This window comes from Cephaloticoccus primus (genome assembly GCF_001580015.1).
GTDB classification, from domain to species: domain Bacteria; phylum Verrucomicrobiota; class Verrucomicrobiia; order Opitutales; family Opitutaceae; genus Cephaloticoccus; species Cephaloticoccus primus.
This window is the reverse complement of sequence record NZ_LSZQ01000041.1, coordinates 113,376-136,049: the sequence shown is the minus strand read 5'-3', so window position 1 is coordinate 136,049 and position 22,674 is coordinate 113,376. Positions and strand designations below refer to the sequence as shown.

Sequence of the window (22,674 nt, the reverse complement as noted above, 5' to 3'; positions counted from 1 at the left end):
ATTTTGTTCGGGCGCAAAGCGCACGGGCAAAATCGCAAATTCAATGGCACGTGGCGCCACGCCACCGCTGCCCGCGTAGGGCAACTAGCTCCCGCTCCCCACGCGTAGTGGAGGCTTCAGGCCTCCTCACAGCGGGAAGAAGAGCGGCACGAGCAGCACGCAGACGGCGAGGACGACGGCCGAGAAGGGCAGCCCCACTTTCACAAAGTCGATGAAGCGGTAACCGCCCGGGCCGAGTACCAGCATGTTCACGGGCGAGGCTACCGGCGTGCTAAATGCGGTCGATGCGGCGAGCGCCACCGTGATGGCAAAGGGCAGCGGCGAAGCGTCCATCCGCGTGGCCAGTGTCACCGCGATTGGTGCCATGAGGACAGCGGTCGCGGTATTGGAGATGAAGAGCGTAATCAGCATCGTGACCACGAAGAGGCCGCCGAGTAGCACGCGCGGCCCGGCTTCGCCCAGCGCGTTGACGAGCCCGTTAACCGCCATGTCCACCCCGCCGGTGCGCTCCAGCGCCAGCGCAAAAGGGATCATGCCCGCGATCAGCACGAGGCTCGGCCAGTGGATGGATTTGTAGGCACTGCTCAGGTCAATGCAGCGGAAGGCCCCCATCAGCAGGCAGGCGATCAGCGCAGCGATCACGTTGGGCACCAGCCCCGAGACCATCAGGCCGACCATGATGCCGAGGCTCAGCAGCGCATAGGGCGCGCGGCTCAGCGCGGGCGCGACCGCGGCGCTCTCTGCGGGCAGCGTCAATACGAGGAAGTCTTCCAGCCGGCGTTGCAGGCGGCGAATGGCTTTCCACGAACCGACGACGAGCAGCGTATCGCCTGCGCGAAAACGCTGGTCGAGGGCGAAGCTGCCGAGTGGTTGGCGGTTGCGGCGCACGGCGACCACATTGAGCCCGTAGCGACGGCGCAGCGCGGCTTCGGGCACGTTTTTCCCGATCAGCGCAGAGTCTGGCGGCAAGAGCACCTCGGCCATGCCGATCTCGCGCGACTCGTCGGTAAAATACCCCTCCGGCATATCCAGCATCTCCAGTGACATTACTTGGCAAAGCCGCCGCAGCTCCGCGCCCGCGCGAAACAGATCGATCAGGAGCACATCGCCCTCGCGCAGCTCCAGGCCGGAATTGGGCTCGCACAGCTCGTCGCTGAGGCGACCGCGCCGCTCCACCGCGACGACATTGGCGCCGAACTCCTGCCGCAGCGTGAGCTCGCGCAGTTTCAGGCCAACCAAGGGCGAGTGGATTTTTAACCGCAAACGATGTGCACGCCCCTCCAACCCGTATTCGCGGATGAAGTCGTCAAGCCGCTTGGCCGGACCGCGCGGAACGGCGGAGCCAGTGCCGCTGCTGCCGCCTGATGACGATGCCTCGGCGTGTTTCTCACCGGCAAGCCAGTGGCGCGCCACGAGCATGTAGCCCAGGCCGAGCGCGAGGACCACGAGCCCAATCGGCGTGTAGCTAAAGAAGCTCAGGCCCTCGTGCCCCTCGCGCCGCAGTGCGCTGTCGACCATCATGTTGGGCGGAGTCGAAACGAGCGTCATCATGCCGCTGATCAATCCCGAGAAGGACAGCGTCATCATGAAACGCCCGGGCGCCACACCCATACGCGACGCGCAGCTCAGCACCACCGGGATGAAAATCGCGACGATCCCCGTCGAGCTGATCACGCTGCCCAGCGCGGCCACCGCGAGCATCAGCAGCGCGAGGAGCCGGGTCTCGCTATTACCCGCGCGCCGGAGCAGCCAGTCGCCCACGCGGTAGCTGATCCCCGTGCGCGAGAGCCCCTCGCCTACAATGAAGAGCGCGCCGATCAGCACCACGTTTGAGTCGCTAAAGCCCAGCAGCGCCTCCTGCACGCTCATGATCCCCAGCAGGGGCAGTAGCACGATCACGCAAAGTGCGACGACATCCATCCGCGGCTTGTTCACGATAAACAAGCCCACGCAGGCGCACAGCAACACGAGGACCAAGAGCAGTTCGGTGTTCATGTGAATAGGTAACGAAGGTTCCGCGCCCGGATGCCTCCCCCCTCGCAGAGATAGCGGTGTGATGGAGGCACCGGGCGGCACGGCGAGGCTTCTGCGTGCGCGCCAGCCAGCGCAACGGCGCTGCGCCACCCGCTCGCCGAAATTAGGAATGCTCCACAACCTGCGAGACGCACCTACTAACCGCGTCACAACGGAAACAGCAGCGGGATCAGCACCACGCAGAGCAGCATCACCAGTAGCGCAAAGGGCAGCCCCGTTTTCACAAAATCGGTAAACCGGTATTGGCCTGGCCCGAGCACCAGCATGTTTACCGGCGAGGACACGGGCGTGATGAATGCCGTCGAAGCCGCCAGCGCGACCGTCATTGCAAAAGGCAGTGGCGACAGGCCCATGCGCTCCGCCAGGCTCACCGCGATCGGCGCCATCAAGACAGCCGTTGCCGTGTTCGAAATAAAAAGTCCCGTCACCATCGTCAGCCCGAAGAGTCCGCCCAGCAGTACGCGCGGAGCCGCATTCCCCGCGATGCCGAGCAAGCCATTTACCGCGAGATCAACCCCACCCGTCCGCTCCAGCGCCATCGCAAAGGGAATCATCCCTGCGATCAGCACGAGGCTCTGCCAGTGAATCGCCCGGTAGGCCGCCGCCAGATCGATGCAGCGAAACGCGCCCATCACAAAGCACGCCGCGAGCGCCGCCACGACGTTGGGCACGATGCCCGTCACCATCAGCACGATCATGAGCCCGAGGCTCAGCAGCGCGTAGGGTTCGCGAGAGAGTGCGGGCGCGACCTCATCCACCTCCGCAGGCAGCGTCAGCACCACGAAGTCCTCAATCTGCGGCTGCAATTGGCGAATCGCCTTCCACGGGCCGATCACGAGCAGCGTATCGCCCACGCGCAGTCGCTCTTCGAGCAGTTCGGTGCTGCCACCGACAACGGGCTCACGGTCGCGCCGCCGCCCGATCACGTTGAGCCCGTGCTTTCGGCGAAAGCCAACGCCAAGCACGCTCTTCCCCACCAGCCGCGAGCCCGGCGGCAGGAGCACCTCGGCCATGCCAATCGCCCTCGATTGATCCGAGAAATAGCCCTCCGGCAGCGGTAGCGCCTCCAGGCCCTTTTCCGCGCAAAGCACGTCTGCGCGCCCCTCCCGCCCCGTCGTACCCGCAGCCTCACTCGCGAGGTCGATCAGCAACACATCCCCCGCGCGCAGCTCGATCCCCGCGTTGGGCGGGAGCACCTCATCGCTGAAACGCCCGCGCCGCTCAATCGCCACAACGTTGGCCTGATAATCGCGGCGCAGCGTGAGCTCGCGCAACTTCACCCCGACCAGCGGGGAGTCCGTGCGCAGCCGCAGCCGATGCTCGCGCCCCGCCAGCTCGTAGGCGCTCACGAAGTCGCGCATCCGCCGCCGCGTGCCCATCCCCGGGCCCGAGCGCGCCGCATTTTTCACGCCAGTCTTCGCCAGCCAACGGCGCGCGAGCAGCATGTAGCCGATCCCCAGTGCGAGGATGATCGCACCCAGCGGCGTGAAACTGAAGAAGCCGAGCCCCGCGTGCCCTTCGCGCCGCAACGCGCTATCGACCAGAAGATTTGGCGGCGTGGCGACGAGCGTCAGCATGCCGCTGATCAGCCCCGCAAATGCCAGCGGCATCATCAGTCGCCCCGGCTGCACACCGAGCCGCACCGAGATCCCGAGGACGACCGGGATAAAAATCGCCACCACTCCCGTCGAGCTCATCACCGAGCCCAGCGCCGCGACGCTCAGCATGAGCAGCACCAGCAGGCGCGTTTCGCTGTTACCCGCGCGCTTCAATAGCCAGTCGCCCAGCCGATAACTCACGCCCGTGCGCACCAGCCCTTCGCCCACGACGAAGAGCGCCGCGATCAAGATCACATTCGGATCACTAAAGCCCGCCAGCGCCTCCTGCATGTTCAGTACCCCCGTCAACGGCAGCGCCGCAATCACCAGCAGCGCCACCACATCCATCCGCGGCCGCCCCCAAATAAAAAGGCCCACGCAGCCAAGCAGCAGCGCAAGGACGAGAAGTAAATCGGTGCTCATCATGGAACTGGGAACGGCAGAGCCGCCCACCCCATCCACTCACAGCACCCACGCTACTTCCAGTAAAAGGAGCCCGAAACCCGAAGCCCCCCACTGCGCGTGGAGCGGTGGCGCAGACACTTTTATTTTGCGAGCCGCTCGTTGGCGGCTCGTCAGTGTCGCCTGCCATTTTCTGTGCGGTTCGTTTGGCGGAGAGTTGCCCCGTCAACTTTTCCGCCGCGCTCAAATGGTTTTCCGATCCATCCGCACTGGGAGCGTCTCCCCCTGTCGCAACGCGACAGGGAGGGATCGTTAAATTTGCGATTTTGTTCGGGCGCAAAGCGCACGGGCAAAATTGCAAATTAAATGGAAGTGGCGACCCGCCACCGCCCCCCGCGCAGGGCGATCATTACCGCTGTGTACCCACAGGCTACGAGGCGAGCTCGGCTTCCGCGAGGGGAACTTCATCCGGGGCTTCGTTGCGGCTGACGAGCACGGCGCATACGAGATCACCGGTCACGTTCAGGCAACTGCGGCACATATCGAGCAGCCGGTCGATCCCGAGGATGATCGCGATACTCTCGCCCGGGATGCCGAGCGTCACGAGCACGCCCACTACCAGTGGCAGCGAGCCCCCGGGCACGCCGGCAGTGCCCAGCCCGGTCATGATGCACATAAAGGTGACGACGATTTGCTGTGCGAGCGTGAGCTCCACGCCAAACACCTGTGCGAGGAAGAGCACCGTCACCCCCTCATACAGCGCGGTGCCATTCTGGTTCGCGCTGGCTCCCACCGTCAGCACGAAGCGGCTGATCCGGCTCGGCAGCTTCAGGTTTTCCTCACCCACGCGCAACGAGACGGGCAGCGTGGCATTACTCGACGAGGTGCTGAACGCCGTGAGCATGACCTCCTTTATCCGGCTAAAAAACAGCCGCGGCGAGTACCCGCCCACGAACTTCAGAAAGAGGCTGTACACGACGAATTGCTGAAACGCCAGACCCGCGATCACGACGCCCATGTAAAACCCGAGGCTCTTCACCATCTCGATCCCCAGCGTCTCCGCCATCACGAAGCCCAGGCAGGTCACGCCCATCGGGGCCAGCCTCATGGCAAAGTGGATCACCCGCATGCACACCTCGAAGGTGCCCTGAAGCACCGAGATCAGCCCCGCTGACTTTTCGCGCGGCACGAGAGCTAGCGCCACGCCGAAGAACAGGCTGAAGACCATGACCGACATCAGCCCGCCACCCGTGTAGTTGGGCGCGAAGGCATTGACCGCCTCGGCCAGCGGATTCTGCGGGATCAGGTTGAGCAAGGTATCGGCCAAGGGCGGCGCATCGGGACTCGACAGGTGCACCGTATGCGCCTCCGCATCCGCGCCGTAGCGCGCCAGCAGCTCGTGCCGCGTCTCCTCGCCCAAGTGCTGGCCCGGCTTTAGCACGTCCACAAACGTGATCCCCACAAAGACACTCGTCCCCGAGAGCAGCAGCGTAAACCACAGCGAGCGCAGCCCCACGCGCCCCAGTTTCCGCACGTCGCCCATCTCGGCTACGCCCAGCACAATCGCCGAAAAAATCAGCGGCACCACGATCATGAAAATGATCCGGATAAACAGCCGCCCGAGCGGCTGGATGAGCTGCGTCACCCACAAGTCGAGCCTCGCCTGCCCCGCCGCGCTATCCACCCAATGCCCCGCCGCCAAGCCGAGGAGTATTCCGAAAACTAGACCACTCAGAATTTGGTTAGCCAGCGGCCAACGCCAGAACTTCAGTTTCTGCCCCATGCCCCGAAACTTGGGGAATCGCCCCGCCTATTAGAAACAAAATTATGAGGATTAGCGGCATGTATTACCGCTATCATGACCAAGGTCGGCGCAGCATTCGAGCAGCCTGCTTTCGGTACGGGTGACGCGAAGAGTGTGCACTACGCGTGCGGCGGTGGCGGGGCGCCACTCCCATTCAATTTGCGATTTTGCCCGTGCGCTGCGCGCCCGAACAAAATCGCAAATTTGTCTCCCTGTCGCGTTGCGACAGGAAAATGCACCAAAGCGCGAATGGGGCGTAAACCCATTGGGGCGGATTTTTTTGGTTTACAGGTTAAGCCGCCCTTTGGTCGGACATTTTCAACTGTACCGCTTGCGAGTTGTGCGGAACGCACGGCTCGCAAGCGGTACAGTAAATGGCACGTGGCGCCCCGCCACCGCCCCGCGCGCAGCGGGTCAGGAACCCGTTTACGGGCGGCGCACTCGTTGGCCGCGCGTCCTTAGGCGACCAGTGTCTGCGCGGCCTCGGGCGTCAGTGGCGCGAAGCGCTCGCAAGTCGTCGACATCTCCACGGCGCGGCCTTCTTCGCCAGCGCGCAAGATGCCCGTCATGATGTCGATGACATGCAGCGCGAACTCGCCGTTACAGCGGTGCGGGCGGCCTTCGAGGATTCCCAGCGCCATGTCTGCGAGTCCTGCGCTGCGGTAGTTTGCCCCGCCCTTTTCATCGGGCCCGAGCGGGTGCTCCCACTGCTCGACCGGTGCGGCCTGGCCCCTCGACTTCGCCACGCGCACTGGCCCCGCAAAGCCATTCGGATCGGGAACGTAGATCGTGCCTCCCGTGCCGTAGAGCGCCATGTGCGCGTTTTCCTGCTGTTTGACGTCGAAGCTCGTGATCAGCGTCACGACCGCACCCGATGCAAACTCCAGCACGCCGTGGATATTCGTCGGCGTCTCCACGGTGATGACCGTCCCCTTCTTCGGCTCGGAGGTGATCGTGCGCGTGGGCGTGGCCGAGGAAGTAAAGCCCGTCACCCGCTTCACCGGGCCGAGCAGTTGCACGAGGTTCGACACATAGTACGGGCCCATATCGAGAAGCGGGCCGCCGCCCTTCTTGTAGTAAAACTCGGGATTCGGGTGCCACGACTCGTGCCCACTTCCCATCATCGTGCAAAGCCCGGAAGTGATTCGGCCGACCTCGCCCTGATCAATCAAATGCCGCGCATATTGGTGCGAGCTACCGAGGATGGTGTCGGGCGCGGAACCGATCCGCAGCCCCTTTTCCGCAGCGAGAGCGGCGAGCTGTTTCCCCTCACCCAGATCGAGCACGTAAGGCTTCTCGGCGTAGACGTGCTTTCCCGCTTCGAGCGCGCGACGCGCCACCTCGTAGTGCGCCGCCGGAATCGTGAGATTCAAAATGATGTCGATATCCGGATCGGCGATCAGCGCCTCGGGCGTTAGCGCGGGGACATCGTACTCCTTTCCGCGGGCTTCGGCCGCGGCGGCAACGACATCGGCCACCGCAGCGATTTTGATTCCGCGAAAACGCGGGGATAAATTCAGATAAGCCGCGGAGATGTTTCCACAGCCCATCACTCCGACATTCAATGCTTTGGTCATAACTACAGGGGGGTTAAAAAAAACTGCGCGCGGAGGCGATAGAACCCGCGCCCCGCCGTCCAGACCCGATTACGTGAATTTACGCCAAAAGCATGAATGCGAGGGGCCGTTCATCCCTCCACTACGCGTGGGGCGGCAGGCGGTGCCTGCTCCCATTTACTGTGCGGTTTGCGTGCTGTGCGTTCCGCACAACAGCAAACCGCACAGTAGAAAGGCCCCGACCATTAATCGCGGTCGTTGACCGATTTTATGGGCGCGGCCTCGTTGGGCCGCGCTAGAACTGCGTTTACCGGTTAACCGACGAAAATCGCCCCAATGGGTATGCGCTCCATCCGCATTTGATGCTCCCTTCCCAGTCGCAACGCGACTGGGGGAAGTCCCGTTCAATTTGGGAATCGGCTCTGGCGCTCCGCGCCGGAGCCGATTCCCAAATTCAATGGCACGTGGCGCCACGCCACCGCCCCACGCGGGGTCAGAGACCCTTTCATTTGGCGGCGCACTCGTTGGTGCGCCGTCGGCTTCGACTCTCCTTTTTTGCGAGCCGTTCGCTGGCGGCTCGTCAAACAAACGTGGGCCTCACGCGCACTAGAGCGCGGGATCGGTGATGCCGATGTGCAGCTCCTTGAGTTGCTTGGGCGTAACGGGAGTGGGGCTCTGGGCCATGAGGTCTTGACCGCGCTGCGTTTTGGGAAAGGCGATGACGTCGCGGATGCTTTGCGTGCCGCACAGCAGCGCCACGATGCGGTCGAGCCCGAAGGCAATGCCGCCGTGGGGCGGGGCGCCGTAAGTGAGGGCTTTGAGCATGTAGCCGAAGCGGCTTTCAACGACGTCGGCCGGGATTTTGAGGACGTCCTCAAAAACCTGTTTTTGCAGCGCGGGCTGGTGGATCCGGATCGAGCCACCGCCGAGCTCCACGCCGTTGAGGACAATGTCGTAGTGCTGACCGCGAACCGCGCGCGGGTCGCTTTCGAGCAGGCCCGCGTCCTCCGGCACAGGCGCGGTAAAGGGGTGGTGCGTGGCCGCGTAGCCGCCGCGCTCTTCGTCGTAAGTCATGAGCGGGAAATCGACGACCCAGAGGAAACGCCAATCGTCGTCGCGCAGAGTGAGCTTGCCGCGTTTGATGAGGAGCTGCGCAGCGTCGAGCCGCACGCGACCGAGGATGGCGCAGGCGCGCTCCCACTCCGCAGCGGCGAAGAAAACGATGTCGCCGTCTTCGAGGGCGAGGCGGGTGGCGAGCTCGGCGCGCTCGCCCTCGCTAAGGAATTTCACGATGGGCGACTTCCACTCGCCGCCTTCGACCTTGATGAAGGCGAGCCCTTTTGCGCCGAGTGCCTTGGCGGCGTCTTCGAGCGACTTGAGCTCGCCCTGGGTGATGTCGGCGAGGCCCTTGACGTTGATCGCCTTGATGGCGCCGCCGCTGGCAGCGGTCGCGGCGAAGACCTTGAAGTCGCTGGTTTTGAACAGCGCGGTGAAGTCGGCGAGCTCCAGGCCGAAGCGGGTGTCGGGCTTGTCGCTGCCGTAGCGGTTCATCGCATCGATGAAGGGCAGGCGCGGGAAGGGCGTCGGGATGTCGGTGCCGAGGACTTCGCGCCAGACCTTCTTCAGCATGCCCTCGAAGAGCGCGTAAATGTCTTCGCGGGTGACGAAGGAGGCTTCGACATCGACCTGGGTGAACTCCATCTGGCGGTCGGCGCGCAGGTCTTCGTCGCGGAAGCAGCGCGCGATCTGGAAGTACTTTTCCACGCCAGCGACCATGAGGATTTGCTTAAACTGCTGGGGCGACTGCGAGAGCGCGTAGAACTGGCCGGGGTGGATGCGCGAGGGGACCAGGTACTCGCGGGCGCCCTCGGGCGTGCTCTTGAAAAGTGCTGGGGTCTCCACCTCGATAAACTCCTGGGAGTCGAAGTAGTCGCGGATCGCCTTGGTGGTGCGGTGCCGGACTTCGAGGTTTTTGCGCATCTTGGGGCGGCGCAGATCGAGGTAGCGGTAGGTGAGGCGCAGGTCCTCGTTGACGCGGTCGCCGCCAACGTCGTCGAGCGGAAATGGCGGCGTGTCGGAGAGGTTGAGGAGCTCCAGCGCGGTGGCGTTTATCTCAACCTCGCCGGTGGGCAGCGAAGCGTTGGCCGTGCCTTCGGGGCGGGGCGCGACGGTGCCGGAGATCGCAATGACGGACTCGGGCTTGAGCTGCGCGGCGGCCGCACCGAGCGCGGCGTCATCCTGCGGGTCGAACTTGACCTGGGTGATGCCTTTGCGGTCGCGCAGGTCGATAAAGAGGATTCCGCCATGATCGCGGATGCTGTCCACCCAACCCGCGAGCGAGACGCTCGCGCCGAGGTCAGATTTGGTGAGTTGGCCACAGTGATGAGTGCGCTTCATAGCTTCGATAAAAAGGGGGCGACTCCAATCGACCGCGCGAAGTGCCCGCGAGGTAAATTTTGCAAAAGCCGCGACAATAAACACTGGCAGGGGTCATTATTTCTCCTAACGCTCGCGCGTTAGCGCACAGCACCCATGCACAATATTGACCTTATTCTCACGCTCACTGGGGGATTTGTGGCCGCCCTGACCTTCGGCTACATCACCCAGCGAATCGGGATTTCCCCAATCATCGGTTACCTGCTGGCGGGCATCGTCGTGAGTCCGCACACCCCGGGTTTTAATGCCGATCCAGAGCTGGCCGAGCAACTGGCGGAGATCGGCGTGATCCTGCTGATGTTTGGCGTGGGGCTCCAGTTTCACTTCAAGGAGCTGCTCGCAGTGAAGCGGATCGCCGTGCCGGGCGCGATCGTGCAAAGCCTCACGGCGACTGCACTGAGCGCGGTCATCCTGCATTGGCTGGGCTGGGGCTGGCCAGCGGGCATCGTCTTCGGGCTGGCGGTCTCGGTGGCGAGCACAGTCGTGCTCATCCGCGTCCTCGCCGACAACGGCGACCTGCATACGGTGACGGGCCACATCTCGGTCGGCTGGCTGGTGATGGAGGACTTGTTCACGATCTTCGTCCTCGTGCTGCTGCCCGCGATTTTTGGCGCGGCGGCGACGGGCGGCGAGCTCGCGCTCGGCTTGGGCGAAGTCTCAAAAGCGACGGGCTGGGCCACGCTGAAAATCGGCGCACTCGTGGCGTTTACCTTTATCGTAGGCGGCTGGGTAATCCCGCGCCTGCTCACCGCGATTGCGAAGACCGGCTCGCGCGAACTGTTCACGCTGGCCGTGCTCGCCATCGCGCTGGGGATCGCGGTCGGCTCCGCAAAAGTCTTCGGCGTGTCGATGGCTCTGGGCGCCTTCCTCGCCGGCATGGTCGTTGGCCGCTCCGACTTCAGCTTGCGCGCGGCGACCGAAGCGCTGCCGATGCGCGACGCCTTCGCCGTGCTGTTCTTCGTCTCCGTGGGGATGCTCTTTGACTGGAGCAGCCTGCTGGAAAACCCGCTGCTGGTCATCGCCACGATGGTCGTGATCCTGATCGGCAAGCCCGCTGCGGCACTCGCCATCGTCATCCTCATGCGCTACCCGCTGCGCGTCGCGCTCTCGGTCTCCATCGTACTCGCACAGATCGGCGAGTTCTCATTCATCCTCGCGACGATGAGCCGCCAGCTCAACATCATCCCCGAGAGTGCCACCAACACACTCGTCGCCTCGGCCATCCTGTCGATCACGCTCAACCCCCTCACCTACCGCCTCATCCCGCGCATCGAACGCGGCACCGAGCGACTCTTCCCCTGGTTTGTGCGCTGGGTAAATAGACGCGCTTCGGGCGGCCTGGCGGGCGAGGCGGCGGCGGCGCACCCGGTTAACAGCGACAAGCAACGCGCGATCGTCGTGGGCTACGGCCCCGTCGGCCAAATCGTGGCGCGGCTCCTGCGCGAAAACGAATTCGACCTCACCATCGTCGAGCTAAACGTCGATACCGTGCAGCGGCTGAAAGCCGAAGGCGTGCCCGTAGTTTATGGCGACGCGACCCGCATCGATACCCTGATGCAAGCGGGAGTCCCCGACGCAAAGGCCCTTGTCCTCAGCGCATCGAGCATCAAAGACGGCCGCGAAGTCGTCCGCCAGGTGCGCGAGCTCAACCCCGACATCCGCATCCTCGCCCGCACCGCCTACCTGCGCGAACTCGAAGCCCTGCGCGACGTCGGCGCCGACGGCATCTTCTCCGGCGAAGGCGAAGTCGCTCTCGCCATCACCGAACACATCCTGCGCGACTTTGGCGCGACGCCCGAGCAAATCGACCGCGAACGCGAACGCGTCCACCGCGAACTCTTCCCCGCCCAAAAAACAAAGTGAGGGGACAAGCCCGCCGTCGCGCTGCGCCACACACACGCAGCGCGACAGCGGGAAGCCCTTGCCTTGAGCCGAGGGCAGCGAGGGCGCAGAAGACCTCACATGCGGAGGCCCACCTGGCTACCCTTCCTCTGGCAGCGAGGGTGGCAGGCCGTGAAGGGCTCCGTCGGCGGGGATGTCTTCGCCGCCCCAGATCCGCTCCCAAGTCGTCGGCGCGTGCGGATCGCTCCAGAATGGAGCTTCGGGTGGCAGGCCGAGCGGAAGTAAGGCCACGCTGCAAAGGTAGAGGCTGCCCGTGCAGATGTAGAACTCGGCGAGCGAGGGCTGATGTCCGGCAAGACCGAGCCGCAGCCAACCGTTTTCGTCAAAAGTGCCCGGCGCATCAAGCGTGCGCCGGATCGCACGAGTCAGCGCGGTGCGTGCCGCAGCAGGCGGCACCGAGTCCGGCAACTCACGCCGCAACGCGACGTCGGCCAGCGCTTGCAGTGCCCCGCAGCGATACACGATTGAGCGACCGATCGCGGGGAAACTCCCGTCCGGTGCGACCAAGCGCTCCTGTACGGCGGCGTAGCGGCGCGCGGCGACCTGCGCCTCTTTTTGAAACTGGCGCAGCGCATCACTTTCTTGGGCCGCCTCATCGAGTATCCCAAGCAACATGGGGTGGATCACGAAGGAGTTGTAGTAATCCCAGCGGTGTTCGGGCCCGTCGCCGTAGGTTCCGTCGCCGAGGTACCATTTTTTGAACTTTTCCAGCGCAGGTAAAATACGTGAGTCGTCGCGCGGCTCGCCTCCACGGGCGAGCGCGAGCTCCACGAAGGCCGCAAACAACTGCCAGTTATTTTCCCCGGGCTGCATATGGCGCGTCTCTTTGAGACGGGCAGTGAGGTTGGCCTGGACGCGCGGCTCCAGTTTCTCCCAAAGCTCGCGCGGCGCACGAAAGGTGGCCTGCGCGAGAAACGCAGCGTCCACGAGCGGCTGTCCGTCCGTCGAGAAGTTCATCTTGTCGGGCGAGTCCGGATCAGTCGCTGCATCAATCGCTCGCCGTGCTGCCACCGCGAGCCGACCGCGCAACTGCCCCTCAGGGGTGTCGTCTGGTCCGAGCTCCAACCAAGGCGAGAGCCCAACGAGGAGCCGCCCAAGCGCTTCGAGATGGGCAACTGGCGCGCGTGAGCGAGATGCCCTCGTCTCGACTGGCATCCGCAGCTTGAGCTCGCGCTTGTCGAGCGCATCAAAAATCGGCTGCGCAAGCCGGGTAGCCCATTCGCACCACTGGGCGCGCAGCGCAGGCGTATTGTCGTTTTGTTCGTACGGCGTGGCAGCCGTGTCGTCACTCGGGGTTGGGGAGCTCATTTTTGGGAAACCAAGTGGTCCAGTGAGGAAGGTACAGTTCTTAATAAAGCACGTTGCGCGAGATGAGGCGCTTGAGTGTGTCTTGCTCGTGTTGGAGCAGGCGTAGCGCTTCGGGGGCGAGGGTGTCGGCGTCGTAAACTTCGTGTCGCTCGGCGTAGGCGCGCAGAGCGATGGCCGCGGCACTGATCGCGGCTTTCGCGTTGTCGGTGTAGGGCGAAGAGGGCCGTATCGGCAGGTACGGGGCTTGCTCGATGTAGAGCGTGCCGGTGCGTTGCCCGCCGCAAAATGGATCCGGCTCGTGGTAAAAGGGCTCGGCCCAGTGCGCCTTGTAGGGAGAGATGATGGTTTCTTCGCGCCAGCGGGTCTCGGCGATTTCGGCCGAGGTGTAGAGCCGCTTCGCCACCTCCCAGCACTCTTCAATGTATGCGCTGCGTTTGTTGATGCCGATCATGGTGCCGCCGCGCACGCTGGTGCGCCGTCCGCCTTTTTCAAAAGCGGGCAAGGGCATGAGTTTGAGCTTTCCGGCGAGTTGCGGATTTTCGTTTTTCCAGGCCCCGAACAGCCAGTCCGGCAAGAGGCTGCCGACCATGTAGCCTTCGAGGTGTTGGCGGTGGCCCGCAGATTCACGGCTGACTTCCACGGCGACACGATCGGGGCCGGCCACCCAAGTGATGATCTTGGCAAGCGTCCACGCGTTGCGCTCGCTGGCAAAGACCGGGACGTCGTCTTCGTCAAAAATCTGTCCGTCGTTTTGGAGCAGCAGTACCACGATGTCGTGCATGGCGAGCTCCGAGATGTTGAGCAGGTAACGGTCGGGCCGTCCGTCGCCGTCGAGGTCAACCATAAGCGGGCGCATCACACGGAAGTAGTCGTCCCACGTTTCAATTTCGCTCACGTCGATCCCTGCCGCCTCGACCAGGTCGGCACGGTAGCCGAGCAGCACCGGATGCACATCGTGCGGCAGCCCGAAGATGCGGCCGCGCGAGGTCATCTGGGCAAAGGACGGCTCGTTAAATTGCGCGTAGAGCCCCTCGGCGTGCAGCCGGCCGGTGAGGTCGAGAAAACCGACTTGCTCGACCGGCCCGAGGAAAGCCTTTGGGTACAGTCCATCGTTGGGCTCCAGTATATCGGCCATCGGCACGCCGGAAAGAAAGCCTGCGAGCATGCGCCGCTCCATCGCCGAGTTGTTCAGGCTGCGCATCACAAAGGGTTTTTCGGGGTGCTCCTCGTTCCACCCGGAGATGAGTTTTTCGTAAACGCGAAGCGGCTTCGATGTGATGACCCAAAACTCGATTCCCTTGCGCTCATCGAAAGGGAGCAGCGCCACAATCACAGTACTCACCAGACAAATAACCAAAATGGTGAGAATCCCGACAGAGAAGAAACGCAGGATCCGGTTTAGAGCGAGGCTCAGATCTTTAAAAGAATACATGGCGAGGGGAAGAGAGACAGGCCGCGCGCACGACGGCGGCGAGCGTACCGAGAGAGGGAGCGTTACGCAGGGTCTGTGGCACAGGCGACATCAGTTTGGCAACGGCAGCACGCTGTATTTATTCGGCGAGACAGAAACGCGCCCCCCCACCCCAGACAACGCAGCAGCCTGAGGAATCCCTGCAAACAGCGCAGGCGGCAGCGCAGAGCGCTTACGCGGCAAGAGGCCGCACACGAGCGAGACCACCCAGCGAAAACCTGCACACGGGGCCCGGCGCAAACCCGTTAAAATACGAAGAGGTCTTGCGAGGTGGCGGTGGCCTCGCATTGGTCTGCGGCTCCTATGCCCCGGATACCTATTGAAGACAATTTCGACGATGTGATCAACAAGACCCAGCGCGGGCTGAAGATCAGCGACGAAGACCTCGCTGCGCGCGCCGAGATCACGGCCGAGCAGCTCGCTGCGGTAAAAAGTGGCAAGCCGCTCTACGGCGTCATCCGCCGCGTCGCGCGCCACCTCAACCTGAGCCCCGATGCGCTCGAAGTCCTGGCAAAAAAAGCATGGTATCCCGAGCAGCCCAACCTGCCGCGCGGCTTCGCCATGTTTAACACGCCGTACGAGGACATGTTTGTTAACGCCTACATGGTCTGGGACCCGCGCACGCGGCAGGCCGCTGCCTTCGATACCGGCTCCACTTGCGAGGGCATGCTCGACGTCATCCGCGACGAGCGGCTCGACCTGCGCTACATCCTGCTCACCCACACACATGGCGACCACATCGCCGACCTCGCGCGGCTCGCAGAGCTCAACCCGCGTGCCGAAATCTGGGCCAGCGAGCGCGAGCCGGTCGACCACCCGCGCGCGCAAACGTTTAAGGAAAACGCCCACTTCCACCTCGGTGAGCTCGCGATCAAAACGCTGCTCACCTGGGGGCACACGCCCGGGCAAACGAGCTTCTATGTCACCGGCCTGAGCTGGCCGCTGGTGATTGTCGGCGACTCGATCTTCTCGTGCTCGATGGGCGGCAGTCCCAACTTTTTTGGCAACCAACTGCACAACAACAAAGAAAAGCTGATGACGCTGCCCAAGGACACGGTGATCGCGCCCGGACACGGGCCGCTCACGACCGTCGGCCAAGAGAAAAAGTATAACCCCTTTTTCGCGCGCTAGAGCCGACCAAGGGCAGTCAACCACGGCGACACGCGCGCGCCGTTTGCAGCGCGATCATGCGCACAACGCGCACGCGCCTACACGCACAGCGTCGCCCTCCGCCCGCCCCGCGTTTGCCTCGCCCGTTTTCCCTCCGCAAAAATCCTTATCCCCCCCAAAACACACACACGCACTATGTCTGAAAAAATCGCCTTCGTCGGAGTAGGCCGCATGGGCGGCAACATGGCACGCCGCCTGCACGATTGCGGCTACACGATCAACGCCGTCTACGACCAGCACGGCAAAAATGCCGCGGCACTCGCCGCCGAGCTCGGCGCCCAACACGCCGCAACGCTCGCCGCTGTCACCGCCTCGGCGGACATCATCTTCACCGTCGTGACCGACGATGCTGCGCAGCTCGCGATTTTCGGCGAGAGCGGCGACTCGCTCCTCGGCAGTGAGGCGAAGGGCAAGCTCTTCATCAACTGCGCGACGATCACGCCAAAGACTCACGTGGAGGTGGAGCGCCGCGCTAAAAAAGTCGGCGCCACCACGCTCGAAGGCTGCATGGCCTCCTCCATCCCGCAGGCCCGCGAAGGCACGCTCTACCTCATGTGCGCGGGCCCCGAAGACGCGTTTGCCCGCGCGCGGCCCATCCTCGAAAAGCTCTCTTCCGCACTGCGCTACATTGGCCAGACCGGCCAGGCCGCCCAAGTAAAGGCGCTCGTCAACATGGTCATGAACATCAACACCGCCGGGCTTGCCGAGGGGCTCGGCCTGGGCCACGCGCTCGGGCTCGACCTCGATATGCTGCGCGAGGTTTTCGCGCAAACTGGCGCGAACTCCCAAGTGCTCAAAACCGATGGCGAAGACATGCAGAAGCGCGACCACGATTGCTACTTCTCCGCCGCTCACGCCGCCAAGGACAGCGGCATAGCCTGGACGCTCGGCGTCGAAGCAGGGCTGCCGCTGCCGCTCGCCTCGGCGACCAAACAGCAATACGAGCGCCTCGTCGCGCTGGGCTTGGGCGGCCTCGATAAATCCGGCGTGGCCGAAATCACCTTCAAAGACCGGCGCGGCTAAAATCGCACCGGGCACTGACCGCACTGCGCGCGCCCCGCGCACATAATGAAAGAGTCAAGGACACGGCCCAGCTAGGCCGTGCCCAATAAAGGAGTCGAAGACTTCTGCGCGTGGAGTGGTGGCGGGGCGCCACTGCCATCCAATTTGCGATTTTGCCCGTGCGCTGCGCGACCACTTCAAATCCGAAATTATAAAAGCCCTCTCCTGCCACAACGTGGCAGGAGATTAAGCGTTGGAGTAAAAGCGTGACGGATAACCCATTCGGGCAAGTTGGAGGGATAACGGGCAAACTCTGTTGCCCCTCAATCACTGGCCGATCCGGCAAGCCGCTCCACCCTCTTTGCGTGGCCCCACTCTGCCGCATTACGGCAGAGGTGAAGACTTCAAATTTGCGATTTCGTCTGGGCGCAAAGCACCCAGACGAAATCGCAAATTAAATGACAGCGGCAGCATGCCGTCGCTCCACGCGTAGTGGGAGATGTCAGGGCCGCGCGGTTTACTTGTACTTGGCGGGGAGTGTGCGGCCTTTTTTCGCGCTCTGGATGGCGAGGTCGATGATGTGGATCGGGCGGCGCGCCCACTCGGGCGTGATGATCAGCTTCTCGCCCTTGCTCAGGTGCGCGGCGACGTTTTCGTAATATTTATCCCAGAGCTCGGGTGGGTTTTTCGCCTCGGTGACCGTCGTTTTTTCGCCGTCCTTAACGATGAGTTTATGCGTGCCGTACTCCCACACGAAGGTGCCCTTGGTGCCGGTGACCTCGACCATCCCGGGCTTCAGGTGCGCATCGATCTGCGAAAGCGCGAGCGTAGCATGTACGCCGCTTTTGAAGCGCACGACCGCGCGGGCATCGTCCTCGATGGTGTCGGCCTTCCACTTCGATTTTTTGGCCCAGAAGCCGCTGCTGGAGTAGCCGCTCACTTCCACGATTTCAGAGTCGGCGAGCTGGAGGATGTATTCGAGGAAGTGCACGCCCCAGTCGTAGAGAAGCCCGCCGGAAATCGAGCGGCTGCCGCGCCACGCTTCGCTCGGCATGCCCCAGCCGCCGCTGCGCGCTTCCACGCGCACGAGGTCGCCGATCACGCCCGACTTCAGCACCTCGAGCGCGCGCATGATCGAGCCATCCCAGTGGCGGTTGTGAAAGGCGGAAAGCATGACTCCGGATTTCTTCGCAGCAACGATCATCGCGTCGCATTCCTTGGTGGTCAGCGCGAGTGGCTTCTCGCTCACCACGTGGCGGCCGGCGCGCAGGCACTGGAGCGCCAGCGGTGCATGCGTGTTGTGTGGAGTGACGAGGATGACCAGGCCCACCTCCGATTTTTTGAGCATCTCTCCCACGCTCGCGTAGGTTTCGATGCCTGGAAAATCCTGCGCCGCGACGGCGCGGCGCTCCTTGTCCGGCTCGACCACGGCGAGCGGCGTCATGCCGGCCAGTGCCACCGACTTGAGGTGCCGGTTCGCCATACTAAAAGAGCCGCCGTAACCGACGACTCCGACTTTGATATCCGAGGCTTTTTTAGCGGCCGCAGTTTTCATTTACTGTGTGGGGTTGAGGTATCGGGTGTGTGGGAGAGAAAGCGCACCTGGTTTCGCCGATTTTCCAAGGGAGCCCGCCGCCCCTATCGCCCTGCCTGCACACTCTCGCACGCCTCGAAGCGGGCACACCAAAGCAGCCGCAAAAAACAGAAGGGGCTTTGGAGGCGCGGGCCGGAATCGAACCGGCGCATAGAGCTTTTGCAGAGCTCGGCCTTACCACTTGGCTACCGCGCCTTTAGCTGAAGAAAACCAGGAAGGCTCGCACGCTGAGAAAAAGTCCACACGGCGCAAGGCCTTAAGTTTGCGAATTGCAAAGAAAGCGCGCGCACCTTGGCAAACATGCCCGCTTGTAATGCGCCCTCATCGTTGGGCACGCGGCCACCGGGAAACGGCGCGCGGCGCATTCAGTCGCTCCACCGCCGTCAAGGCCACTTGGGTAACCGGCCAGCCACCGGCCACTATCAGCCGCTACGGCGGGCTTGCTTCCCCTAATCCCGATATGGGACACCAGTCGCAGCGAATACGCTCAGAGCCCATTTACCCATTTTTCTAACAAACTGGGTGAAGAAGGCCCCTGCCCGCGCATCCTCGACCCCTCGTAGCAACACCGCTACAGCAAGCCTCCAGCCCGCCCGCCTCCCGATTTGTACTACCCCGATTCTGGAGGCGCGGCCTGCGAAATCCCATTACCCCCTACCCCACGCATGACGTCGATAGCCAAGCCGCCACCAAGCCTTCGCGAAAGGCTCTCACGCACCGTCTTTTCGCCCGGTGCGATCATCATCCTGATCATCGCCGCGATCAGCAGCACGGTCGTCGCGCTGATCCCCGCCAAGGAGCCCGAGGGCATCCCCTTTTGGGTCATGTCCACGCAGATCCACCGCGCCTACGTGCCGGTCGTCGCCGAGTGGAATCGCAAGCACCCCGAGAAACGCTTCGGCCTGCAACTCATCACCGACCGCGCGTTTGAGCGGCGGATGCTCTCGGGCTTTCTCAGTGGCACGCCGGTCGCGGACCTACTGGAGCTCAACACCGGCGTCGCGCCGAAAGCCTTCCTCGGCCCCGTTGACCAGGTCGGTTTCCTCGACCTCACCGACCGGCTCCACGAGGAGGGGCTCTACGAGCAGTTCAACGCGCCGTCCTTTGCGCCCTTCACCTCGCGCGGACGCATCTTTGGGCTGCCACGCAGCGTCCACCCCGTCCTGCTCGGCTACCGCAGCGATCTCGCCGAAGCCGCCGGCATCACCGAAGCGCAGATCCAGCAGATCGAGACCTGGGAAGACTACTTCCGCGTGATGCGCCCGCTCATGGCCGATCACAACGGCGACGGCCGCCCCGACCGCTACCTCATCTCCCTGTCCGAAAAAGACGGCGGCCTGATCGTCTCGCTGCTGCTACAAAACAACGGCCTGATTTTCGACGACGATGATCGGCCCGCCTTTGCCAGCATGCGCAATGCTCGCGCACTCGCCACGATCACGACCTGGCTGACTGGCCCCAACCGCACGGCAATCGACGTCCCGCTATTCACCGCAGCGGGCCACCGCCAGCGGCTCGACGGGATCGTCATCGGCACACCCGTGCCCAACTGGATGCTCGGCACCTGGAAAGTCGAAAACCCGCAACTCGCCGGAAAACTCAAACTCATGCCACTGCCCGCCTGGGAACGCGGCGGCCGGCGCACCACCACGCTTGGCGGCACCATGATCGGCATCAACAAACGCGGCACACACATCGAGGAGGCTTGGGAAATGGCGAAATACCTCTACACCTCGCCCGAGCTCGCCGAAAAAAGCTTTCGGGAAAACTCGTTCCTCACACCGGTGAAGGCGCTCTGGAAGCTGCCGTTTTACGACGAGCCCGACCCATTTTGCGGAGGCCAGATCGTTGGCCGGATGTACATCGAGCAAGCCCCGCACGTGCCGCGGGATCCCTCCTCACCCTACATGGGCGTCGCCAGCCAGTTTATCGCCAGCGCGACGATGGCCCTGCGCGACTACGCCGAGCGCCACGGCATCTACGATGCCGACGCACTGGCCCCCGAAGCCCTGCGCCTGCTCACGGAGGCCCAAGCCGCCCTCAACAAACAAATCTCTCGCAACGTCCTGTTCACCGAAACCGCCGCGAACTGAATAGACGGCGGTTATCCAGAGTGCACCGCATGCTGACCGGCATCCGCGTGCATAAGGCGCGCGAGCTATTGGGCGCAGGGCTGCCCACATCACTCGTCGCCTACAAGATCGGCTACCGACATCCTCTCCAGCTTCAGCACCGCCTTCGCCCGTCACTACGGCAGGCCGCCAAAGCCCATAGTGCCCGCTGGCAGGGCCGATAGTGGGCTAGTCGCGCGACTGCCAGTCTTCGACAGACAGTCCGGGCACACGCCGAAACTCGCGCACGTTACCCGTCACCACTCCCGCGCCCAATGCCAGTGCGTAGCCCAGCATATACCGGTCAAGCGGGCCTGGCTGCCTCGAAGCTGCGGCTTGGGTTGATTTCAGCGGATAATCTGCGTGGCTCGGCTCAGGCTGAAATCAGCAAGCCAATATCCCATACGCTTCAGCAAGCTGGTGTCGCGCGCGCTTCGGCAATGCAGGGAAAGCGCAGAAAACGAGGCGGATGTGCATAGGAGCGTGGAGAGGTATTTATGTAAGTATTTATCGCATAGTCAGGTGCGTAAATTTTCGGAGTGACTTGGGGGCATTTTTCTGTCGCGGGAAATGGGGCGAAGCGCTGGGCTTTCCTTACCCCGATTACCCCACAGTGAAAACCTCACCCAGCCCTTTTGCGGCCTCATACTCTGAGGATTCCCCAAGCACTCCAAACGCTCCAGCTCCCTTAACTCCGGCGCGCAACGGAGGGAGCCGCCTCTCCAGTCTCAAACTCCTGTCGCCCGGGATATTCGTGATCCTCGGGCTGGCGCTCGCCAGTACGGCACTCGTTGTGCTGCTGCCGACGAAAAAGGCTGAGGGCATCCCCTTCTGGCTCACGGCGTATCGGCACTACGAAGCCTACTTGCCCAAAATCGCAGCGTGGAATGCACGCCATCCGGACAAGCAGGTCGCGGCCTCACTGCTGCACACCCGCGCGTTTGAGCGGCGGATGCTCTCGGGCTTTTTATCGGAAACCCCGCTCGCCGATTTGCTCGAATCCGACGTGAGCGTCATCCCGCGCGCCTTCCTCGGCCCGCCCGAGCAGATCGGCTTCCTCGACCTCACCGAGCGGCTCCACGCCGAGGGGATTTACGAGCAGTTTAACGAGCCGTCCTTTTCGTTTTTCACCTCGCGCGGGCGCATCTACGGACTGCCGCACGACGTGCACCCCGCGCTGCTCTGCTATCGCGCCGACATTGTCGAGGCCGCGGGGATCGACGTTTCCCAGATCGAGACTTGGGAGGACTACTTCCGCGTGATGCAGCCCTTGATCCAGGACCTCGACGGCGACGGGCGCCCCGACCGCTACCTGCTGGAGTTCTCCGAGTACCACACTTCGGAGATCATCATGCTGCTGCTGCAAAACGACGGCGTCCTCTTCGACGAAAACGACTGGCCCATCTTTGCCAACGAGCGCAACGCCTTCACGCTGGCCACGCTCACGACCTGGGTCACCGGCCCGCGGCGCGTCACCGCCAACACCAGTGGGCTCGGCGCGCACCGCCAGCGGCTCGCAGGGCTCGTCGTCGGCGTCATCATGCCCGACTGGATGCTCGGCTACTGGAAGGTCGAGAACCCGCAGATCGGCGGAAAGATCAAACTCATGCCGCTGCCCGCCTGGGAGCCCGGCGGGCGGCGCACCACCGTGCGCGGCGGCACCATGATCGGCATCAACAAGAAGAGCCCGCACATCGAGACCTGCTGGGAGGTCATGAAGTACCTCTACACCTCTATCGAAGTCGCCGAGCAAACCTACCGCGACAGCTCGATCATCTCGCCCGTCAAGGCGCTTTGGGACGCGCCTTTTTACGATGAGCCTGATCCCTTCGTGTGTGGCCAGCCCAGTGGCCGCCTCTACATTGAGCAAGCGCCGCACGTCCCCCACCGCCCTTCCTCGCCCTACAACCCCGTCGCCGAGGACTACATCGGCAGCGTCGCCATGGCCCTGCGCGACTACGCCGATGAGCACCGAATCTACGACGTGCCCCGCCTCCAGACCGAAGCCCTGCGCCTGCTGAACGAAGCGCAGGACGGCCTCCGCAAACTGATTTCGCGAAACGTATTTCTCACCGAGCAGCGCCAGCAGCCCTGAGCTGCGCCCCCTGCGCCCCCCGCGCAACTTGCGCTTCCCCAGCGGCGCGCATGTTGCCTCCTCTGCGGCCACCTCACCTCGCACGCGCCGCGTCGCAGCACGAATCCAGCGGATACGAAAAACTCCCAGCGCACGCCCGCCGCCGTAGTGAAAGCCCCCAGCGGGCCGCCTTTGCCAACCGCCCGCGCCAC

General features: G+C 63.4%; 14 protein-coding genes and 1 tRNA gene. 6 read left to right on the top strand and 9 right to left on the bottom strand.

All coding sequences use genetic code 11. From position 1 onward, the window contains the following. Window positions 1–126 precede the first annotated feature (126 nt). From AXK11_RS05225 to aspS, 5 genes are all read right to left on the bottom strand, one after another. Window positions 127–1,995 (bottom strand): SLC13 family permease, encoded by a 1,869-nt coding sequence (locus AXK11_RS05225; RefSeq protein ID WP_068629979.1) that lies wholly within the window; start codon window positions 1,993–1,995, stop codon window positions 127–129. A 185-nt stretch (window positions 1,996–2,180) separates the two neighbouring features. Continuing rightward, window positions 2,181–4,055, bottom strand: a complete 1,875-nt coding sequence (locus tag AXK11_RS05220; RefSeq protein ID WP_068630011.1) for an SLC13 family permease — start codon at window positions 4,053–4,055, stop codon at window positions 2,181–2,183. 409 nt (window positions 4,056–4,464) lie between these two features. Then, window positions 4,465–5,817, bottom strand: a complete 1,353-nt coding sequence (locus AXK11_RS05215; protein ID WP_068629977.1) for a dicarboxylate/amino acid:cation symporter — start codon at window positions 5,815–5,817, stop codon at window positions 4,465–4,467. 479 nt (window positions 5,818–6,296) lie between these two features. Next, a complete protein-coding gene (locus AXK11_RS05210) occupies window positions 6,297–7,415 on the bottom strand; it encodes a Gfo/Idh/MocA family protein (protein WP_068629976.1) in 1,119 nt (372 codons plus the stop codon). Between the two features lie 585 nt (window positions 7,416–8,000). Next, entirely contained in the window at window positions 8,001–9,791 is a 1,791-nt protein-coding gene (gene aspS, locus AXK11_RS05205; RefSeq protein WP_068630009.1) for an aspartate--tRNA ligase, read from the bottom strand. Between the two features lie 135 nt (window positions 9,792–9,926). Here aspS and AXK11_RS05200 point away from each other — a divergent pair, with 135 nt between their 5' ends. Next, complete coding sequence (locus tag AXK11_RS05200) at window positions 9,927–11,693, top strand: cation:proton antiporter (RefSeq protein WP_068629973.1); 1,767 nt, start codon at window positions 9,927–9,929, stop codon at window positions 11,691–11,693. A gap of 117 nt (window positions 11,694–11,810) precedes the next feature. Here AXK11_RS05200 and AXK11_RS05195 read toward each other — a convergent pair whose 3' ends face one another. Together AXK11_RS05195 and AXK11_RS05190 are read right to left on the bottom strand one after the other, a co-directional pair. Beyond that, window positions 11,811–13,040, bottom strand: a complete 1,230-nt coding sequence (locus AXK11_RS05195; protein ID WP_082780915.1) for a DUF2264 domain-containing protein — start codon at window positions 13,038–13,040, stop codon at window positions 11,811–11,813. A gap of 40 nt (window positions 13,041–13,080) precedes the next feature. Next, the gene (locus tag AXK11_RS05190) at window positions 13,081–14,472 is read right to left on the bottom strand and encodes an ABC transporter substrate-binding protein (protein ID WP_068629972.1); all 1,392 of its coding nucleotides are present in this window, start codon (window positions 14,470–14,472) and stop codon (window positions 13,081–13,083) included. Between the two features lie 342 nt (window positions 14,473–14,814). Between AXK11_RS05190 and AXK11_RS05185 the strand changes: the two genes are divergently transcribed. Together AXK11_RS05185 and AXK11_RS05180 are read left to right on the top strand one after the other, a co-directional pair. Continuing rightward, a complete protein-coding gene (locus AXK11_RS05185; RefSeq protein WP_068629970.1) occupies window positions 14,815–15,642 on the top strand; it encodes an MBL fold metallo-hydrolase in 828 nt (275 codons plus the stop codon). Window positions 15,643–15,816: 174 nt separating this feature from the next. Then, window positions 15,817–16,704, top strand: a complete 888-nt coding sequence (locus AXK11_RS05180) for an NAD(P)-dependent oxidoreductase (RefSeq protein ID WP_082780914.1) — start codon at window positions 15,817–15,819, stop codon at window positions 16,702–16,704. A gap of 496 nt (window positions 16,705–17,200) precedes the next feature. Here AXK11_RS05180 and AXK11_RS05175 read toward each other — a convergent pair whose 3' ends face one another. After that, window positions 17,201–18,238 (bottom strand): Gfo/Idh/MocA family protein, encoded by a 1,038-nt coding sequence (locus AXK11_RS05175; protein ID WP_068629968.1) that lies wholly within the window; start codon window positions 18,236–18,238, stop codon window positions 17,201–17,203. Between the two features lie 159 nt (window positions 18,239–18,397). Next, window positions 18,398–18,472: transfer RNA gene (locus tag AXK11_RS05170), tRNA-Cys, on the bottom strand. Window positions 18,473–18,942: 470 nt separating this feature from the next. Between AXK11_RS05170 and AXK11_RS05165 the strand changes: the two genes are divergently transcribed. The 3 genes from AXK11_RS05165 (at window position 18,943) to AXK11_RS05160 (ending at window position 22,483) form a co-directional block, all read left to right on the top strand. After that, entirely contained in the window at window positions 18,943–20,370 is a 1,428-nt protein-coding gene (locus tag AXK11_RS05165) for an ABC transporter substrate-binding protein (RefSeq protein ID WP_068629966.1), read from the top strand. Between the two features lie 29 nt (window positions 20,371–20,399). After that, the gene (locus tag AXK11_RS09775; RefSeq protein ID WP_156469216.1) at window positions 20,400–20,573 is read left to right on the top strand and encodes a hypothetical protein; all 174 of its coding nucleotides are present in this window, start codon (window positions 20,400–20,402) and stop codon (window positions 20,571–20,573) included. A gap of 569 nt (window positions 20,574–21,142) precedes the next feature. Next, window positions 21,143–22,483, top strand: coding sequence for an ABC transporter substrate-binding protein (locus tag AXK11_RS05160; protein ID WP_068629964.1), 1,341 nt, complete (start codon window positions 21,143–21,145; stop codon window positions 22,481–22,483). Window positions 22,484–22,674: the final 191 nt, after the last annotated feature.

Coding starts and splice junctions, on each gene's coding strand:
- AXK11_RS05220 (WP_068630011.1), bottom strand. CDS start 4,055: ATGAGCACCGATTTACTTCTCGTCCTTGCGCTGCTGCTTGGCTGCGTG.
- AXK11_RS05195 (WP_082780915.1), bottom strand. CDS start 13,040: ATGAGCTCCCCAACCCCGAGTGACGACACGGCTGCCACGCCGTACGAA.
- aspS (WP_068630009.1), bottom strand. CDS start 9,791: ATGAAGCGCACTCATCACTGTGGCCAACTCACCAAATCTGACCTCGGC.
- AXK11_RS05165 (WP_068629966.1), top strand. CDS start 18,943: ATGACGTCGATAGCCAAGCCGCCACCAAGCCTTCGCGAAAGGCTCTCA.
- AXK11_RS05225 (WP_068629979.1), bottom strand. CDS start 1,995: ATGAACACCGAACTGCTCTTGGTCCTCGTGTTGCTGTGCGCCTGCGTG.
- AXK11_RS05185 (WP_068629970.1), top strand. CDS start 14,815: ATGCCCCGGATACCTATTGAAGACAATTTCGACGATGTGATCAACAAG.
- AXK11_RS05200 (WP_068629973.1), top strand. CDS start 9,927: ATGCACAATATTGACCTTATTCTCACGCTCACTGGGGGATTTGTGGCC.
- AXK11_RS05210 (WP_068629976.1), bottom strand. CDS start 7,415: ATGACCAAAGCATTGAATGTCGGAGTGATGGGCTGTGGAAACATCTCC.
- AXK11_RS05190 (WP_068629972.1), bottom strand. CDS start 14,472: ATGTATTCTTTTAAAGATCTGAGCCTCGCTCTAAACCGGATCCTGCGT.
- AXK11_RS09775 (WP_156469216.1), top strand. CDS start 20,400: ATGCTGACCGGCATCCGCGTGCATAAGGCGCGCGAGCTATTGGGCGCA.
- AXK11_RS05215 (WP_068629977.1), bottom strand. CDS start 5,817: ATGGGGCAGAAACTGAAGTTCTGGCGTTGGCCGCTGGCTAACCAAATT.
- AXK11_RS05180 (WP_082780914.1), top strand. CDS start 15,817: ATGTCTGAAAAAATCGCCTTCGTCGGAGTAGGCCGCATGGGCGGCAAC.
- AXK11_RS05175 (WP_068629968.1), bottom strand. CDS start 18,238: ATGAAAACTGCGGCCGCTAAAAAAGCCTCGGATATCAAAGTCGGAGTC.